Source organism: Agromyces kandeliae, assembly GCF_009674665.1.
GTDB classification, from domain to species: Bacteria; Actinomycetota; Actinomycetes; order Actinomycetales; family Microbacteriaceae; genus Agromyces; species Agromyces kandeliae.
In genome coordinates this window covers 250,712-266,872 of the sequence record NZ_WKJD01000016.1, presented here as the reverse complement: position 1 = coordinate 266,872, position 16,161 = coordinate 250,712, and the positions used below count along the sequence as shown (strand labels likewise).

At 75.4% G+C, this 16,161-nt stretch carries 18 protein-coding genes; 9 read left to right on the top strand and 9 right to left on the bottom strand.

Translation table 11 applies throughout. The annotated features are described in order from the left end of the window. Positions 1–121: 121 nt before the first annotated feature. Both GJR97_RS11455 and GJR97_RS18290 read right to left on the bottom strand, forming a co-directional pair. Positions 122–754: a DUF1684 domain-containing protein gene (locus GJR97_RS11455; protein WP_324613460.1), complete on the bottom strand. Its 633-nt coding sequence runs from the start codon at positions 752–754 to the stop codon at positions 122–124. Beyond that, positions 748–1,287: a hypothetical protein gene (locus tag GJR97_RS18290; RefSeq protein WP_229276225.1), complete on the bottom strand. Its 540-nt coding sequence runs from the start codon at positions 1,285–1,287 to the stop codon at positions 748–750. The genes GJR97_RS11455 and GJR97_RS18290 overlap by 7 nt, the downstream gene beginning before the upstream one ends. Before the next feature lie 112 nt (positions 1,288–1,399). Here GJR97_RS18290 and GJR97_RS11445 point away from each other — a divergent pair, with 112 nt between their 5' ends. Continuing rightward, on the top strand, positions 1,400–2,665 hold the full coding sequence (locus tag GJR97_RS11445; protein WP_154346563.1) for a hypothetical protein: 1,266 nt from the start codon (positions 1,400–1,402) through the stop codon (positions 2,663–2,665). A 22-nt stretch (positions 2,666–2,687) separates the two neighbouring features. Here the strand turns inward: GJR97_RS11445 and GJR97_RS11440 are convergent, their stop codons facing one another. After that, the gene (locus GJR97_RS11440; protein ID WP_154346562.1) at positions 2,688–3,452 is read right to left on the bottom strand and encodes an SDR family NAD(P)-dependent oxidoreductase; all 765 of its coding nucleotides are present in this window, start codon (positions 3,450–3,452) and stop codon (positions 2,688–2,690) included. Between the two features lie 51 nt (positions 3,453–3,503). On the opposite strand from GJR97_RS11440, the gene GJR97_RS11435 reads away from it, so the two are divergent. After that, on the top strand, positions 3,504–4,103 hold the full coding sequence (locus tag GJR97_RS11435) for a hypothetical protein (protein WP_324613435.1): 600 nt from the start codon (positions 3,504–3,506) through the stop codon (positions 4,101–4,103). Here the strand turns inward: GJR97_RS11435 and GJR97_RS11430 are convergent. From GJR97_RS11430 to GJR97_RS11420, 3 genes are all read right to left on the bottom strand, one after another. Further along, complete coding sequence (locus GJR97_RS11430; RefSeq protein ID WP_324613434.1) at positions 4,090–4,710, bottom strand: CGNR zinc finger domain-containing protein; 621 nt, start codon at positions 4,708–4,710, stop codon at positions 4,090–4,092. The genes GJR97_RS11435 and GJR97_RS11430 overlap by 14 nt on opposite strands. Positions 4,711–4,802: 92 nt before the next feature. Then, positions 4,803–5,300, bottom strand: coding sequence for a SprT-like domain-containing protein (locus GJR97_RS11425; protein ID WP_154346561.1), 498 nt, complete (start codon positions 5,298–5,300; stop codon positions 4,803–4,805). Positions 5,301–5,368: 68 nt separating this feature from the next. Then, complete coding sequence (locus GJR97_RS11420; RefSeq protein WP_324613433.1) at positions 5,369–6,541, bottom strand: PQQ-dependent sugar dehydrogenase; 1,173 nt, start codon at positions 6,539–6,541, stop codon at positions 5,369–5,371. Between the two features lie 72 nt (positions 6,542–6,613). On the opposite strand from GJR97_RS11420, the gene GJR97_RS11415 reads away from it, so the two are divergent. From GJR97_RS11415 to GJR97_RS11405, 3 genes are read left to right on the top strand one after another with little or no spacing between them, the layout of a single operon-like run. Then, complete coding sequence (locus GJR97_RS11415; protein WP_154346560.1) at positions 6,614–7,375, top strand: LamB/YcsF family protein; 762 nt, start codon at positions 6,614–6,616, stop codon at positions 7,373–7,375. Further along, on the top strand, positions 7,372–8,022 hold the full coding sequence (locus GJR97_RS11410) for a 5-oxoprolinase subunit B family protein (protein WP_154346559.1): 651 nt from the start codon (positions 7,372–7,374) through the stop codon (positions 8,020–8,022). Before GJR97_RS11415 ends, GJR97_RS11410 begins: the two co-directional genes overlap by 4 nt. Beyond that, positions 8,019–8,879: a 5-oxoprolinase subunit C family protein gene (locus GJR97_RS11405; RefSeq protein ID WP_154346558.1), complete on the top strand. Its 861-nt coding sequence runs from the start codon at positions 8,019–8,021 to the stop codon at positions 8,877–8,879. Before GJR97_RS11410 ends, GJR97_RS11405 begins: the two co-directional genes overlap by 4 nt. Positions 8,880–8,939: 60 nt before the next feature. On the opposite strand, the gene GJR97_RS11400 is transcribed toward GJR97_RS11405, so the two are convergent. Beyond that, on the bottom strand, positions 8,940–9,794 hold the full coding sequence (locus tag GJR97_RS11400; protein WP_324613432.1) for a spermidine synthase: 855 nt from the start codon (positions 9,792–9,794) through the stop codon (positions 8,940–8,942). 24 nt (positions 9,795–9,818) lie between these two features. Continuing rightward, on the bottom strand, positions 9,819–10,574 hold the full coding sequence (locus GJR97_RS11395; protein WP_154346557.1) for a spermidine synthase: 756 nt from the start codon (positions 10,572–10,574) through the stop codon (positions 9,819–9,821). A 107-nt stretch (positions 10,575–10,681) separates the two neighbouring features. Here GJR97_RS11395 and GJR97_RS11390 point away from each other — a divergent pair, with 107 nt between their 5' ends. Further along, the gene (locus tag GJR97_RS11390) at positions 10,682–11,038 is read left to right on the top strand and encodes a group I truncated hemoglobin (protein WP_154346556.1); all 357 of its coding nucleotides are present in this window, start codon (positions 10,682–10,684) and stop codon (positions 11,036–11,038) included. Between the two features lie 6 nt (positions 11,039–11,044). Here the strand turns inward: GJR97_RS11390 and GJR97_RS11385 are convergent, their stop codons facing one another. Next, on the bottom strand, positions 11,045–13,726 hold the full coding sequence (locus GJR97_RS11385; protein WP_195760678.1) for a helix-turn-helix transcriptional regulator: 2,682 nt from the start codon (positions 13,724–13,726) through the stop codon (positions 11,045–11,047). A gap of 286 nt (positions 13,727–14,012) precedes the next feature. Here GJR97_RS11385 and GJR97_RS18285 point away from each other — a divergent pair, with 286 nt between their 5' ends. The 3 genes from GJR97_RS18285 to GJR97_RS11370 all read left to right on the top strand — a co-directional run bounded on the left by GJR97_RS18285 (position 14,013) and on the right by GJR97_RS11370 (position 15,902). Beyond that, positions 14,013–15,011, top strand: coding sequence for an Ig-like domain-containing protein (locus GJR97_RS18285; RefSeq protein ID WP_154346554.1), 999 nt, complete (start codon positions 14,013–14,015; stop codon positions 15,009–15,011). Positions 15,012–15,121: 110 nt separating this feature from the next. Further along, positions 15,122–15,499 (top strand): hypothetical protein, encoded by a 378-nt coding sequence (locus tag GJR97_RS11375; protein ID WP_154346553.1) that lies wholly within the window; start codon positions 15,122–15,124, stop codon positions 15,497–15,499. Between the two features lies 1 nt (position 15,500). Beyond that, entirely contained in the window at positions 15,501–15,902 is a 402-nt protein-coding gene (locus GJR97_RS11370) for a hypothetical protein (protein WP_154346552.1), read from the top strand. The last annotated feature ends 259 nt before the right edge of the window (positions 15,903–16,161 follow it).

Here is a 16,161-nt window from a genome sequence, read left to right as displayed (position 1 = left end):
TCGCCGTATGAAGTCAACGGGCTCGAGGCCCGGAAGCGTGTCTACGACGCAGGCGGCGCGTTCGTCGCGCACACCGCCGCCAACCATAGCAGGAGACGGATCCGGAAGGCTGTGCGAGCACTCAGCGCGGCATCCGCTCGCCCACCGGGACGGGCTCGCGGAGCGTGTTCCCCGGGGGTGCGAGCGGGCACGACCACGACGGGTCGTAGGCGCACGACGGGTTGTACGCGAAGTTGAAGTCGACCACGAGGCTGTCGTCGTTGCCGCTCGAGCCGAGGTCGGCGCCCTTGACGGTGTCGAGCAGGTAGCGGCCGCCGCCGTACGTGCCGCCGGGGGCCCCAGCGAGGCCGTCCTTGACGGGCAGGAACAGCCCGCCGCCGTACGAGGCGAGCCGCCACACGTCGAGCGTGCCGAGGTACGGCACCCGCACCGTGCCGACGAGGGAGAACGGGATCTTCCCGTCGTTCGAGCTGTCGACCACCAGCCGCTGCGGTTCGTCCGGCCGGCGCACCTCGAGCTCGAACCGCCAGTCGGGGTCGTACGGCGCGATGTCGAGGCCGGTGAAGCCCGCCCGGTCGTCGGGCAGCAGCGGCGACTGCGGATGCCCCGCGAACAGCTCGTCGCGACCCGAGCGCCACAGCTCGTGCCCCGCCGCCGGGTCGTGCACGCTGAGGTGCCGGACGCCCGCGTACAGCGCGAACACGTGCCGGCGCCAGTCGGAGAGCTGCAGCGCTCCGATCGAGGCGGTCACGATCCGGTGCCCCGCGCGGCCCGCGCGGCCTCGGCACGCTCCGCATCCGCCGTGCCCGGCGGGTCGTACGCCCACGTCGGCGCGAGCTGTCGCAGCCGCCGGCCCCGGTACTGCCAGAACGCCCAGGTCGGGTACCAGTAGAGCGCGTCGAGGGCTCCGGCGCTCGCACGCAGCTGGTCGCGGTAGAGCGTGCGCCCGTCGGGAAGCGGCGAGATCGCCATGCGGTGGTCCCAATGCCGGAACGCCGACAGCGGCCCGGTCACCGCACCGCCCCCGTCGCGGAGCATCCGCACGCCGGCGGGCAGTCCGCCCGGGTACGACACGTCGACGTACTCCTCGCCGCTCGGCGCGACGCCGAACGCGAGCGCGCGCATCCGATGCGGCCCCTCGGGCCACGTCGCCGGGAAGCCCTCGGCCTCCAGCGACTCGAAGTCGAGCCACGGCGCGACCACCTCGCGCAGCACGGCCGGGCTGCGGATCGCGCGCCACGCGGCATCCGCATCGCAGTCCAGGGTCAGCTTCAGCAGCACCCGCATGGCACGACCATAGGGGCGACGGATGGCAGGTCCAAGCGGCCGCGCCGGATTCACGGGCGCCGTACGGCGACCGCCCGGTGGGGTCTCGGACGGCCCCGGTAGGCTCCCGACCATGGCCGACGCCGCCGACTGGCTGCCCTCCCTCGTCGTGTTCGGCACCGCTGCGCTCGCGTTCGCCGCCGGCGTGGTCGGGTTCCGCCGGCTCGGCACCCGGCGCGAGGCGCGCGACGCCGAGGCGGCGCGCGAACTCGAGACCACCGCCATGGCGCGACTGGTCGGCGCCGACGAGGCCGTGCGCGACGCGATGCAGGAGATCCGCTTCGCGGAGGCGCAGTTCGGGCCCGAGACGGCCCGCGGACTGGGCGAGACGGTCGATCGTGCGCGCGGATGGCTGCGCGAGGCCTTCCTGCTGCAGCAGCGCCTCGACGACGCCGATCCCGCCACGGCGGCGGAGCGCCGCACCTGGAGTTCCCGCATCGCCTCGCTGTGCGACTCGGTCGAGCGCGCACTCGACGACGCCGAGGCGGAGCTCTCCGCGCGGCGTGCCGCCGAACGCGGGGCGGCCGACGACACCCCGGCGCTCCGCGAGCGCGAGCGGCGGCTCGTCGCCAGGCGCGCGGATGCCGCATCCGCCCTCGAACGCCTGGGCACGCGGTTCTCGGCGTCGGCGCTCGCCGGAGCCCACGGATCGTTCGCGCGCGCCGACCACGACCTGGCCGCGGCCGCCACCGCGCTCGCCGAGGGCGCACGGAGGATCGCGGATGCCCCAGGAGAACCCGTCGCCGACCTCCTCGACCGGGCCGCCCACGCGCTGCGGCGCGCCGAGGGCGAGCTCGATCGGGTGGAGCACGTGGAACTCGACCTCGCCGGTGCGGCGCACGATGCCGGTGTCGAGGCGGCCGGCCTCGACGAGGAGCTCATCGCCGCGCGCCGCGAGCGCGACGGTGCCGCGGATCCGGAGGCGGGTGCCGCGCTCGCCGCGGCGATCGGCGACCTGTCGCCGCTGCTCGTCGGAAGGGAGCGCCGTGCGGACGACCCGTTCGCCGAGCGCGACCGGCTGCGGACGGCCCGCGACCGGTTGGAGGCGGCGCGCGCGACGGCCCGACGCGCCCAGGACCGGCTCGCCGGCGCTCGCGGCGCGCTGCCCGGTGCGATCGCCATCGCCGAGAGCCAGATCCGCATCGCGGGGGAGGCGCTGGAGCGGGCCCGCGCGTTCGCAGGGGCGGACGCGCGCACCCGGCTCGCGGAGGCGGAACGGCAGCTCGGCATCGCCCGGCGCGAGTCCGACCCGGTCGCCGCGCTCGACGCGGCTCGCCGCGCGGCGTCCAGGGCGAGCGACGCCGAGGCGCTCGCGCAGTACGCGGCGCTCCACCGCTGACGGTCGCGGGACGCCGACCCGCCTACTTGCCGCCGGCGATCAGGATGTCGGCACCCGAGGTGTAGGACGCGTCGTCGGACAGCAGGTACGCGACGGCGCCCGCGATCTCGTGCGGCTCTCCCGGGCGGCCCATCGGGATGTTGCCCGCGCGCTCGTCGGGCGCGTTCGGCCGGCCCGCGGCCGCGTGGATCTCGGTCCGGGTGGTGCCCGGCGAGACCGTGTTCACGCGCACGCCGACGGCCGCGAACTCCTTGGCGAGGCCGGTGGTCATCGCGTTGAGCGCGGCCTTGCTCGCGGCGTACGGGATGTAGGTGTTCGGCGCGCCGTGCGTCGCGGCGCCCGAGGAGATGTTCACGATCGAGCCGCCGACGCCGCCGACGGCGGTCGACATGTGCGCGATCGCCGACCGGCAGAGCACCATCGGCGCGAGCACGTTGATGCGGAACACGAGCTCCGACTCCTCGATCGATCCATCCAGGAACGGCCCGATCAGGCCCGTGATGCCCGCGTTGTTGACGAGCCCCGTCACGCGCCCGAACAGGCGGACCGCCTCGGGCACGATCTCGGCCGCACGGGCGAGGTCGGCGAGGTCGAGCTGCAGGAGCTCGACGCGGGCGCCCGCGGCGCGGCATCCGTCGGCCGCCGACTCGGCCTCGTCGCGGCGCTCGCGGTACGTCAGCACCAGGTCGTGGCCATCGGCCGCGAGCCGCTCGGCGATCGCCCGCCCGATGCCCCGGCCGCCGCCGGTGACGATCGTGACGGGCCGGGTGACGACATCCGAGGTCATGCATCCACCTTACGAGTGGGCGGTCCCGCGGCCATCGCGTAGCCTGACGCGGTGAGCGAGACGACCACGACCGACTCCGCGCCCGCGAGCGCCGCCGCGCCGCCGGCCGCGCAGTCGAAGTACCAGGTGCGATTCGACCTCGGGACCGACGGCGTGCGCCGGATCGCCGGCGAGGCCGACGTCCTCGTCTGGGTCGACCAGGTGGCGGATGCCCCGGGTGTCGCGCAGGCGGCCGAGGACCTCGTTCCGCGGGACGTGCTGGCCGGCACCCCCGCCGCAGTGCTCGTCGCGGGGCTCGCCGACGCCGCGGCCACCGCAGCGTGGATCCTCGCGGAGCAGGAGCGACTGGGGCGCCGCGCCTACCTCGCGATCGTCGCCGCCGGCCGCGCCGACGGCGGCTTCGCAGCCGACGACGTGCTCGCCGCGGGCGCCGTGATCGATGCGCTCGCCGAACTCGGCATCGACGACACGTCGCCGGAGGCGGCCGTCGCGTGCGCGTCGTACACGGGGCTCCGTCGCGCCGTCGCGCACCTCGCGACCGCGTCGGTCGCCGGGCGCGAGGCGATCTCGGCGGGCATCGACCCCGCGGTGCTCCGGCGGGCCGCCACCCGGGACTCGGGTGCGACCGCGCGGGTCGTCAGGCGGCGCTGAGCGCGACCTTGCCCGACTTCCGAGCGCGGTGCGCGCGGACCTTGGCGCGGTTGCCGCAGCGCTGCATCGAGCACCACCGCCGGCTCGCCGCACGCGAGGTGTCGAGGTAGACGATGCCGCAGTCGCCGGCGCAGATGCGCACGCGACCGTGATTCGACTCGCCGAAGCAGTCGACCGCGTCGCGTGCGATCGTCGAGAGCGCCTGGCCGACGGTCTGCACCGACCGACCGGCCTGCCGCGAGCCGCCGTCGAGCGTCGGTGGGATGTCGGGCGTCGCGGCGTACAGGTTCACGATGTCGATGTCGGCCGTCGCCGGTGTCTCGCCACGGCCGGCCGCGAGCGCGAGACGTGCGATCGCGTCTCGGAGCGACGTCGCGTCGAACAGGTCGCGCGAACGCGCGGGAGCGACGGGCATCGGGAAGCGGTCGCGCATCCACGCGGTGAGGTCGTCGGGGGAGTTCAGCCGCGCGGGGGCGACGGCGACGGCGACGGGGATCCCTCCGGTGTAGGCGAAGTCGAGCGCGAACGAACCGGAGTCGAACCACCACCGCCCGCTGTCGTCGGTGAACCACTGGCCGACGGGGATCGAGACGGTCGAGACGGGCACCGGACCAAACTACCGGCTGCACGCGGTCGCGATCGCCACGATCGGGTCACGGTCCGCGGGCGTCCCGCCCGGCTCCGGGGATCGAGCGCAGCTCAGTCGGCCGCCGCGCTCGCGGCCGCGCGCCGCATGGCGGCGGTGATCTCGCGCCGGTGCCACACGATGAGGTTCCGCCGGTCGAACCCCCTGCGGCAGAGTCCGCAGCTGAGGGGCCGGCTCGGCTCGCGGTAGCGGTAGTGCTCATGCCCCACCGGGCATCGACCGACCCAGGGCGCGAGCTCGTCGGCGACCGCGCCGTCGTGCGTGCGCCGGCCGACGTAGCCGATGTCGGCGGCGATCGTCGCCCAGCGCGGCCCGTGGCCCGCGCGCGGACCCGCCATGGCGTGCGCGACCTCGTGCAGCAGGATCTGGTGGATCTCGTCGTCGTCGTACCTGGAGGCGAGGTAGCGCGAGACCGAGATCCGCTTGGCGGTGTAGTTGCAGAGGCCCGCGCGCTTCTTGGCGTTGTCGAAGGCGAAGCTCCACACGGCGGGGTCCAGGTGCAGGGCGATGAGCGCCTCAGCCCAGATCCGAACCCTCGCGAGATCCGCCATGCGATCGAGGATATCCCCGGGAGTACTGCCGGGGGTCGAATCCGGGGTCCCCCGAACGGGGGACCGAGTCAGTCGGCGTCCGCGAGCGGGATCCGCACGAGGCGGTCGTCGCCGTCGCGCGGCGACCCGCGACCGTCGGTGTTGTTGGTGATCGCCCACAGTTCGCCGTCGGGCCCCGGGACCACGTCGCGCATGCGCCCGAGTTCGCCCTCGAACGCGGCGTCGACCTCGGTCGGGGAGGTCAGCGCCGGCGAGGCGAACCAGAGTCGCTCGCCTCGGAGCGCCGCGAGCACGACCGTGTCGCCGACGATCGCGATGCCGCTCGGGCTCGCCTCGGAGGTCGGCCACTGCACGGCGGGGTCGCGGAACCGGTCGTCGTCCGCGCGACCCTCGACGATCGGCCAACCGTAGTTCTCGCCGGGCTCGATGCGATTGAGTTCGTCCCACGTGTTCTGGCCGAACTCCGCCGCCCACATGCCGCCGGCGGCATCCCATGCCAGACCCTGGGGGTTGCGGTGCCCGAGGCTCCAGACGAGGGTGCCCGACGGGTTCCCCGGCGCAGGCTCGCCCTCGGCCGTCATCCGCAGGATCTTGCCGCCGAGCGAGTCCGGATCCTGCGACAGGTCGCCGTCGCCCGCGTCGCCCGTCGTCGCGTACAGGAAGTCGTCGGGGCCGACGGCGAGGCGTCCGCCGTTGTGGCGTCCGCCGCGCGGGATGCCGTCGAGGACGACGTCCGGTTCGCCGAGCCCGAGCTCGCCGGGTTCGCCGGTGAGCGGCATCCGCACGATGCGGTTGTCCGAGTCGGTCGAGAAGTACGCGAAGACGGATGCCCCGTCGTCGCCGTCGCCGGGGAGGAACGCCAGCCCGAGCAGTCCGCCCTCGCCGCCCGCGACCACGTCGGGGAGCACGGCGACCTCGCGGAGTGCGCCGTCGGCGAGCACCTCGACGATCCGCCCGGGATCGCGCTCGCTCACGAGCACGCCGCCGTCCGGCAGGCGGAGGATCGACCACGGCGACTCGAGCCCGGTCGCCAGCGTCTCGACGTCGCCCACCGGCCGCACGGCCGGAGGCGCCGAGACGGCGGGCGTCGTGGTCGGAGCGTCGGACGGCGCGTTCATGACCGGACCGGAGCCCGCATCGGGCGTGCAGCCGGCGAGCAGGGCGCCCGAGCCGGCGAGCATCGTCGTGGCTGCGGCCAGCAGCGCGACCCGGGCTCGGGCCAGCCGTCTCCGTCGGCGCACGAGCGACCTCCCCTGGCCTGTTCGTCGTTCTCCTCCTGCCCAGTCTGCGGGAGGGCGCGGGAGAATGGGAGCATGCAGCGCGCGATCGACCTGAACGCCGACCTCGGCGAATCGTACGGCGCCTGGAGCATGGGCGACGACGAGGCGATGTTCGAGGTCGTCTCGAGCGCGAACGTCGCGTGCGGGTTCCATGCCGGCGACCCGCTGACGATGCTGCGCAGCGCCCGCCTCGCCGTCACCCACGGGGTGGTGCTCGGCGCGCACCCGGGGTACCGCGATCGCGCCGGGTTCGGACGGCGTGCGCTCGACGTCTCCGTCGACGAGTTGGCGGCCGAGGTCGTGTACCAGCTCGGCGCGCTCGACGGCCTCGCTCGGACCGTCGGTGCGACCGTGGCCTACGTGAAGGCGCACGGCGCGCTCTACCACCGGCTCGGTGCCGACGCCGACGCCGCGTCGGCGGTCGCCGATGCGCTCGCCGCGGCCGTTCCGGGCATGGTCGTGCTCGGGCCCCCCGAGAGCGAGCTCGAGCGCGCGGCGGCGGGCGCCGGCATCCGCTACGCGCGTGAGGCCTTCATCGACCGCGGCTACCTCGCCGACGGCCGCCTCGTGCCGCGCGAGCACCCGGACGCGCTCGTGCACGACCCCGCCCGCGCGGCCGACCGCGCGCTCGAGCTGGTCGAGACGGGCGGCATCTCCGCCGCCGACGGCGCCCGGGTGGAGCTCGCGCCCGACTCGCTCTGCCTGCACGGCGACACCCCCGGCTCGGTCGGCATCGCCCGCGCCGTCCGGGCGGCGCTCGCGAGGGCGGGCCACGACGTGCGGCCGTTCGCATGAGCCGTCCCGAGCCGCGGCTGCTGCCCTCGGGGCGTTCGGCCATCCTCGTCGAGTGCGACGGCCTCGACGACGTGCTCGCGCTGCACGACGCGCTCTCCGCCGACCCGCCCGACGGCGTGGTCGAGCTGGTCCCCGCGGCCCGGACGCTCCTCGTCGCCGTCGACCCGGACCGGTTCCCGCTCGAGTCGGCGGCGAGCTGGATCCGGCGTGCGGTGCGCGACGCACTCCCGGCCGTCGCGCCCGCGACCGGCGAGACACCGTCCGACGACCTCGTCATCGAGGTCGACTACCGGGGAGAGGACCTCGCCGACCTCGCCGACCACCTCGGCGTGAGCCCGGGGGACCTCGTCGCCCGCCACGTCGCAACGAGGTGGCGCGTCGCGTTCATCGGCTTCGCGCCGGGATTCGGCTACCTCGTGGCCGACGACTGGCCCTTCGACGTGCCGCGCCTCGACGTCGCGCGCACGCGCGTGCCGCCCGGCGCGGTCGGCCTCGCCGGCGCGTTCTCCGGCGCGTACCCGCGCGAGAGCCCCGGCGGGTGGCGCCTCATCGGGCGCACGGACGCCGCGCTCTGGGACCCGCACGCCGACCCGCCCGCGCTCCTCGTCCCCGGCCGCGTCGTCCGCTTCCGGGAGGCGCGCGCATGACGTCGCTCCGCGTCGAGGCCACCGGCGGACTGGTCCTGGTGCAGGACCTCGGGCGCCCGGGCCACGCCCACCTCGGCGTCGCCCCCTCCGGTGCGCTCGACCGGGGCGCGCTCGCGCTCGCGAACCGGCTCGTCGGCAATCCCGACGGGGTCGCGGGGCTCGAGGTCGTGCTCGGCGGCCTCAGGTTCGCACCCGACCGCGACCTCTGGTTCTCGGTGACCGGCGCCTGGGGGTCGGTGCGGGTCGCCGGCCGCGAGGTCGGGCCCTACCGCGCAGCGCGCGTGCGTGCCGGCGAGTCCGTCGAGATCGGCACCGCCGAACGCGGGCTGCGCTACCTCGTCGCCGTGCGCGGCGGGATCGACGAACCCGTCGTCCTCGGTTCCCGGAGCCGCGACACGCTCGCCGGGATCGGACCCGAGCCCGTCGGCGCGGGGCGCGTGCTCGCGGTGGGGCGCGAGCCCGCGGCATCCGTGCCCCTGCTCGACGACGACGCCGCGTACCCGCCGCCGGTCGGGTCCGTCACGCTCGGGCTGCTGCCCGGGCCGCGGGCCGACTGGGTGACGGATGCCGCGCTCGCCGCGTTGCACGAATCGCGCTGGCGGGTCTCCGCTTCGGCCGATCGCGTCGGGGCCCGCCTCGAGGGCCCGTCGCTCGAGCGCCGCGTGCCGGGCGAGCTGGTCAGCGAGCCGACCGTCGCGGGCTCGATCCAGGTCACCGGTGCGGGCGTGCCGACCGTGCTCCTCGCTGACCGGCCGGTGACCGGGGGGTATCCGGTCGTCGCGATCGTCGAACCCGGCTCCCTCGACCTGCTGGCACAGGTGCGGCCCGGCCAGGAGGTCCGGTTCCGGCACGCCTGAACCGCGGGCGCGTCGTCGGTCGCCGGCCGCTCGCCGCCTCGGGTGCCCGGTCTCGCGGGCCTACGGCCTGGACAGGAACACCGACCGCGCCGGCGGCGGCGACGGCACGGCCGTGGCATCCGTCACGACCGGCGCGCCGGCGATGAAGCGCGCCAGCTCGTCCCCGTCCACGAGCTTCGCGGGCGCCGGGTCGCTCGCGAGGCGACGCGGCAGCCCGGCGAACGGCAGCGGGTCGTGCGAGGCGTACATCACGACGTTGCCGAATCGCCGGCCCTTCAGCATGCCGGTGTCGGCCGCGAGCGCGACGTGCGCGTACACGTGCGAGAGGGTCGCCGCCTGCGACCGGGCGAACGCGAGCCCGGCGCCGTCGGCGACGTTGACCACGACGATGCCGCCCGGGGCGAGCCGCGGCGAGACGAGTCCGTGGAACTCGGCGCTCGTGACGTGGGCGGGCGTGCGCGCTCCCGAGAAGATGTCGACGACCGCGATGTCGACCGCTCCGTCGAGGCCCGCCGGGAGCTTCGCGAGGACCTCGCGGGCGTCGCCGTGGCGCACGCGCACCTGCGCGCCGCGAGGGAACGGCAGGTTGGCTCGCACCAGGTCGACGAGGTCGGACTCCAGCTCGATCACCTGCTGGCGGGACCCTGGCCTCGTCGCGATCACGTACCGGGGCAGCGTGAACGCGCCGCCGCCGAGGTGCAGCGCGGTGATCGGACGCCCCTCCTCGCGCACGAGGTCGATCGCATGGCCGATGCGGCGCACGTACTCGAAGCCCAGCCATTCGGGCTGCTCGAGGTCGACGTGCGACTGCGGGGTCCCGTCGACGGTGAGGGTCCACGAACCCGGGCGCGTGCGCGACTCCTCGAGTCTGGCGAGGTGTCCGCTCACGGCGAGGCGACGTTCGAGTTCCGGCACGGATGCCACGCTACCCGCGCCGGCTCAGCACGCGCCCCACAGCACGGCGTCGAGCCGGGCGCCCTGCAGCACCTCGGCGGGGAACGGGCCCGCATCGCGCAGTCGTTCGACCACGCGCGGCGGGATCGCGGGTCCGGCGACGATCACGGCGTTGCCCTCCTCGGCGCCGGCGAGCACCGCGGGCGAGCCGGCCACCAGGAGGTCGGCCGCGGGGTCGGCGCGCGCGATGCCTCGCGCCTGCGCGGCGAGGCGCGGGCCGCCAGGCTCGTCCGCCACGTTCACGACCATCACGCCCGCCGGGGCGAGCCGCGCGAGGCACGCGCCGAGGAAGGCGGGTTCGTCGACGAACGCGGGGGCCTCGAGCCGCGAGTACAGGTCGACGATCACGAGGTCGAACCGGGGTTCCGGATCGAGGCCCGCGAGCGCGTCGCGCGCGTCGGCGACCATGACCGAGACGCCCGAGGCCTCGGGCAGCGAGAGTCGCTCGGTGACGAGCGCCACGAGCCGGGCGTCGGCCTCGACGACGAGCTGTCGCGAGTCGGGGCGCGTCGCCGCGACGTACCGCGCGAGGCTCATCGCGCCGCCGCCGAGGTGCAGCACCGTGATCGGAGCGCCGGGAGCGGCCAACGCGTCGATGACGTTGCCGATCCGGCGCACGTACTCGAAGAACAGCCGGGTCGGGTCGTCCGCATCGACGTGCGACTGGGCGGCGCCGTCGACGAGCAGCGTCCACCCGGTCGACGAGAAGACGTCGCGCTCGAACTCGATGCGGGGGGCCATGGTGGCATCGTCGCACGCCGAGGGCGGTCCGACCCGTGGATCCTCGACGAGGCGCTCGCCCCGAGGCGGTGCGGTCGGCCTAGGATCGCAGGGACGAGGGAGGCGGGATGACCGAGCTGTACGACGAGGTCGGCGGACCGGACGGCGTGCGCACGGCGGTCGCACTCCTCTACCGGCGGGTCGTCGCCGACGACGAGCTCGGACCCTGGTTCCGGGAGGTCGACCTCGACCGGCTCCGCGCGCACCAGCGCGCCTTCCTCGCCGCGGCGTTCGGCGGGCCCCAGGCGTTCTCGGGTCGCAGCCTCGCCGAGGCGCACGACGGCCTCCAGATCACGGATGCCGCGTTCGACCGCATCGTCGAGACGCTGCTCACGAGCCTCGCCGACCTGGGCGTCGCGCACGATGCCGTGGCGCGGGTCGGCGAACGCCTCGAACTGGTGCGCGGCGACGTCGTCACCGCCTGAGCCGGGTCAGTTCCGGCCGACCATCGGATCGGACGGCAGGTGCAGCTCGCGACGACCGCGGATGCCGAGCTTCGCGTACGTCGACTGCAGGTGGTTGTCCACGGTGCGGGTCGAGAGGAACAGCCGCCCGGCGATCTCGTTCGAGCTCAGGCCCTGCGCCGCGAGCGAGGCGACCTCGCGCTCTCGGGGCGTGAGCGGTTCGGCGCCCTCGGAGAAGCGGAGCAGGGGCGTCCTCGCGCCCTCGCAGGCCGCCGACAGCTCCGCGGCGCGCCGGAGGTCGGCAGCCGACTCACGTCCGCGGCCGCTCGCCCGCGCAGCTTGGCCCGCGGAGGCGTGGGCCTCGGCCGCGTAGAGGAGCGAACCCACGCGCTCCCACTCGGCGGCCGCCGCACGCAGGCCGGCCGGATCGGCTTCGGCCTGGGCGCGGGCGTGCGCCGCCCGCCGTGCGACATCCGGAGCACCGGTCCGCGTGGCCAGCGACTCGAGCCGGTCGGCCGACGACGCGGTGTGAGTCCGCGAGCCGAACCTCGTGACGTGGTGCAGCAGCGAGCTCGCGACGTTCAGCGCGCCGCGCGCCTGCACGAGCTCGGCGCGCTCGAGCACCCGGATCGCGGCGCGGTCGGCGGCACCCTCCGCCGCCTCGATCCAGGCATCGGCCAGCGTCACGACCGAGCTGTCCTGCTCGAGGCCGGCCACGACCCGATCACGGTGATCGCGCGCGATCGCGGGGTCGCCCTGCTCGGCCGCGACGATGGCGAGGAAGCAGCGCGCGAACTCGCGCAACGACGTCGGCCCGTGCACCTCTGCGCCGCCGATCGTGTCGCGGAACCACCGGGCGGCGGTGTCGAGGCGCCCGAGCTGCCAGAAGATCCTGCCCATCGTCAGCTCCGCGATGCGCGCGGTCGGCTCGTCGTCGTCGCGGATCGCATCGTGCAGTGCGTCGACCAGCGTGCCACGGGCATCCCCGAGGCGGTCGGCCGCGACGAGCACGTTCGCGAGGACCACCTCGGCACGGCGCGGCGGCACGGGGGAACCCGCTCGGGCGGCGGCCGAGACGGCGCGCTCGGCACTCGCGACGGCCTCCTCGGTGCGCCCGACGAGGGAGAGCGGAGTCGCACGCGCCAGGTCCAGCATCGCGCGTTCCGGCCCGTCGCCGAGGCGACGACCCGCCTCCTCGACGGCGGCGAGCGCGGCATCGCCGTACTCGAGGTTCGCCTGCAGCGCGGACTTGCCGAGCCCGATCGCCGCGGACTGCCCCGGGAGCTCGCCCTCGAGGCGTTCCAGCAGGTCGAGGGCGCGGACCGTGCCGAGCGGATCACCGCCCAGCACGTCGGCCTGCACCCGCCCGATCGCGGCGAGCAGCGCCTCGTCGGCGCCGTCCGCGGCCGAGGCGCGACGGGCCGCCTCGAGCGCGGTCAGGGCCTCGTCGCCCCGCCCGAGGGACCACAGGATCTCGCCGTGCAGGAGCAGCGTCGGCGCGTCGGCGGCTCCTGCTGCCACCGCCGCTGCGGCGAGCCGCTCCGCCGTGCGGCGATCGTACGCCGAGCGCGCGAGCACGGCGCATCGGGCGAGCAGGGCGGGGTCGCTCGGTCGACCCGCGTCGAGTCGCCACACCGCGACCCGCAGTTCGTCGCCCGGATCCATCGGGCGGGACGCGACGAGGTCGGCCTGCTCGGCGAGGAGCGAGAGCGCGCGGATGCGCGGCATCGCCTCGCGGACGGCGGCCGCGTACTGCGGGTGCGCGAGCCCGACGCGGACCCGCGGCCCCGACTCGTCGACGCGGATGAGTCCACGCAGCTCGAGTGCGGCGAGCGCCTCGGCGGCGCCGGGACGCGCGAGCTCGTCGAAGGCGAGCGGTTCGCACAGCGCGAGGCGTTCGACCGCGTCGCGCTCCGCCTCGTGGAGGCCCCGGAGGCGAGCGCGGATCAGGTCGCGCAGGGCGGGGGTGCCGACGGGGTCCCCGGCCAGGTGCCAGAGCCCTTCGTGCGCGACGAGCGAGCCGGCGTCCCAGGCGCCGATCGCGAGTTCCCTGAGGAATAGCGGATTGCCGTGCGCCGCCCGGTGCAGCTCCACGACGTCGCGATGCGCGATGGCGCCGCCGAGCACCCTGGTGAGCAGTTCCGCGACCTCGTCGACGCCGAGCGGACCGAGGTCGAGCCGGATCGAGTCCGGCGCCGTCGCCACCGGGACCAGCGCGTCGGGGACCGGCTCGGACTCGCGGACCGTGGCTGCCAGCCGGAGCACGGAGGCCTCCACGAGCTGGGCCACGAGGGTCACCGAGACCGGGTCCGCGACCGAGATGTCGTCGAACGCGAGCAGCACGGAGCGGTCGCCGGCGAGCCGGGCGATCGCTGCGTGGGCGACGGCGAACAGCTCCGCCGCGTCGGCGGCGGAGGTGAGCGGGGAACCCGTCTCCCTCGCGAACACGGGTGCCAGGGCCGACAGCGGCACCGCGCTCAGCGCGGGGTTCCCGGTCGCGGTGAGGACCAGCCACCCGTCGTCGTCCAGGTGCTCGGCGACGCCCTGGACCACCCGCGACTTGCCGATCCCCGAGGCGCCGTAGGCGAACACGGCCCTCGTCGCGCCCGCGAGCCCGTCGAGGGCACGACGGACGTCGGCGCCGCGTCCGACGAGCGGCCAGCTCTCGTCGAGCGCGAGGGGCGGCCGGGCCGTCCCCCCGGTGTCCAACGCCACCATCTCGGCCCTTCAGGTTCACCGGCGTGGCCGGTCGTCTCACTGTATTCCGCGACGACGTGAACGTGGTTGCGTCGGCGTGGCCCCCGTACGGGGGATTCGGCCCCGCGATGCGGGTGGGCTCTGGGTAGTCGGGCCGGCGAGGTGAGCAGTCGTCGCCGGCGAATGAGCAGCGCCTGCCCATCCGCCGTGCCGCGGCCCCGGGCAGGCTCGTCATCGGCGGGTGGGACCCGCCCCGCGGATCGGGGATCCGCGCCACCGACTCACCAGGAGACACGAGATGACGCAGGACGACCGGGCCGGCTCGACGAAGCGGGCCGCGCGGGCCAGACGGCTGAGGGGGACGGCCGTCGCGGCGGCCGCGCTGATGACCTCGGCGGGGGCGGTCCTCGTCGCTGCACCCGCGTCGGCCGTGGACAACGCGCCGCCGATCGCCGTGGACGACGTGTTCACCTTCGTGCAGGGCACGACGATGTTCGTGCCGGCGCCCGGCTTCCTCGCGAACGACAGCGACCCCGACGGCGACGCGTTCGTCGGGCACGTCACCGACATCTCCGGATCCGCGTACGGCGTCTCCTGGGGTCCGAACAACGGCAGCATCGTCTACGAACCCGCCCCCGACTTCGTCGGCTCGCTGAGCTTCGGCTACCGACTGCGCGACGAGCACGGCGCCGTCGGCAACTGGGCGACGATCACCCTCGAGGTGCTCCCGAGCGCCGAGCCGGAGCCGAGCGAGCCCGGGGAGCCGAGCGAGCCCGGGGAGCCGGGGGAGCCGGGGGAGCCGGGGGAGTCCGGAGACCCGGGCGAGCCCGGAGACCCGGGCGAGCCGGCAGAGCCCGCAGCGCCGGGGGAGTCCGGAGACCCGGGGGAGTCCGGAGACCCGGGCGAGCCCGCAGCGCCGGGGGAGTCCGGAGACCCGGGGGGGTCCGGAGACCCTGGCGAGCCCGCAGCGCCCGCAGAGCCGGGGGAGCCCGGGGGGCCCGGAGAGCCGAACGAGCCGGGAGCGCCGGAGGAGCCGACCGAGCCGACCGGGCACGGGGAGCCGGAAGGGACCGACGAGCCGACCGAGCCCGTCCCGCACGAGGAGCCCGGGCCGGCCGACGTGGACGAGCCCGCCGAGCCCGCCCGCTCCGCATCCGCCGACGGGCTCGTGACGGCCGCACCCGTCGCCGGCCTCGCCCGCACGGGGGCCGACCCCCGACCGTCGCTCGCGATCGCCGCGATCCTCGCTGCGATCGGGCTCCTCTTCGTCGCCGCCGGGCCGCGCTCGACGCGATGAGCCCCGGGCCGCGGCGGGCGGGGGACCCGCCGCGGCATCCGCTCGGATCCCCCTCGACCGACACGAACACCGAACCAGCACCGGCAACCGGAACAGAAGGAGCAGGACCCATGATGATGTTCAGCCAACTCGGCGACATGGTGAAGACGGTGAAGGCCGCGCCCGGCCTCATCGACCGCGCGAACGCGCTCGCCGACCGGACCCAGGCGTACCGGCAGCAGATGGATGCAATGGCGGCCCAGGCCCTGCACGCGGAGCCCGCAGCGGGGGCGCTCGAGCCCATCGCCGGCGTCGACCTCGATCGCTACGCCCGAATCGTGAAGGGCATCGCCGCCTACGGCTACGACGAGACGAAGCTGCCCGTCGTGGCCCGCATGTTCGGCGTCGATCCCGAGGCGTGGGCGCAGGCCCAGGCCGGCTGGGGCGCCCGGATCCAGGCCGACCGCGGCGTCGGCCGCCGGTTCAACGAGATCTACGCGGCGGTGTGACATGGGCTTCCTCGCAGACCTCCGCACGCTGAATGCGCAGGCGACGGCCGTCAGGGAGCGGATGGACGTCGGTGCGACGCTCGCCGCCGCGCAGCAGTCCCTCGAGCAGGCCGACCGCGTGATGGCCGCGGCCGTCGCCGCGAACGACCCCGCGTCCGATGCCGCGCGCGTCCGCACCACCGCCACGGTGGTATCGGCCCGCCAGCTGCCCATGGCGATCGGCATGGACCTCCTGGTCGAGCTCGAGCTCGTGGCACAGCTCCCGGGCGGCATCCCGGTGCCGGCGTCCCGCACCCAGCCGCTCGCGCCGATCCAGCTCGCTCGCGTGACCCCCGGTTCGATCGTCGACGTGAGCCTCGTTCCGGGTCGACCCGACTCCGTCCGGCTCGAGCTCGGAGCCTGAGCCGGCGGCCGCTCCGGCCGCGACGACGGATGCCGCGTGGGGTGGGCCCACGCGGCATCCGTCGTCGTGCTCACGGGCGCCACCGGGCGGGCGTCGGCCGGTCGCCGGAGCGCGTTCGCGCGGGTTATACCGGAGATGCGCAGACAAATCAAGAATCCGACTGGACACGGCGCGCCATCCGGTCTATGCTTGACCTTTGCGCTCCCAGACCCACTATGCCTTCATATTGCGGTCGGCTTCTGCGTGTCGGGTCTCCCGG

What these genes read in the sequence shown, in the direction of transcription:
- GJR97_RS18290 (WP_229276225.1), bottom strand. Translation starts at nt 1,287, where the DNA reads ATGCGGGTGCTGCTGAAGCTGACCCTGGACTGCGATGCGGATGCCGCG.
- GJR97_RS11445 (WP_154346563.1), top strand. Translation starts at nt 1,400, where the DNA reads ATGGCCGACGCCGCCGACTGGCTGCCCTCCCTCGTCGTGTTCGGCACC.
- GJR97_RS11440 (WP_154346562.1), bottom strand. Translation starts at nt 3,452, where the DNA reads ATGACCTCGGATGTCGTCACCCGGCCCGTCACGATCGTCACCGGCGGC.
- GJR97_RS11425 (WP_154346561.1), bottom strand. Translation starts at nt 5,300, where the DNA reads ATGGCGGATCTCGCGAGGGTTCGGATCTGGGCTGAGGCGCTCATCGCC.
- GJR97_RS11415 (WP_154346560.1), top strand. Translation starts at nt 6,614, where the DNA reads ATGCAGCGCGCGATCGACCTGAACGCCGACCTCGGCGAATCGTACGGC.
- GJR97_RS11410 (WP_154346559.1), top strand. Translation starts at nt 7,372, where the DNA reads ATGAGCCGTCCCGAGCCGCGGCTGCTGCCCTCGGGGCGTTCGGCCATC.
- GJR97_RS11405 (WP_154346558.1), top strand. Translation starts at nt 8,019, where the DNA reads ATGACGTCGCTCCGCGTCGAGGCCACCGGCGGACTGGTCCTGGTGCAG.
- GJR97_RS11395 (WP_154346557.1), bottom strand. Translation starts at nt 10,574, where the DNA reads ATGGCCCCCCGCATCGAGTTCGAGCGCGACGTCTTCTCGTCGACCGGG.
- GJR97_RS11390 (WP_154346556.1), top strand. Translation starts at nt 10,682, where the DNA reads ATGACCGAGCTGTACGACGAGGTCGGCGGACCGGACGGCGTGCGCACG.
- GJR97_RS18285 (WP_154346554.1), top strand. Translation starts at nt 14,013, where the DNA reads ATGACGCAGGACGACCGGGCCGGCTCGACGAAGCGGGCCGCGCGGGCC.
- GJR97_RS11375 (WP_154346553.1), top strand. Translation starts at nt 15,122, where the DNA reads ATGATGATGTTCAGCCAACTCGGCGACATGGTGAAGACGGTGAAGGCC.
- GJR97_RS11370 (WP_154346552.1), top strand. Translation starts at nt 15,501, where the DNA reads ATGGGCTTCCTCGCAGACCTCCGCACGCTGAATGCGCAGGCGACGGCC.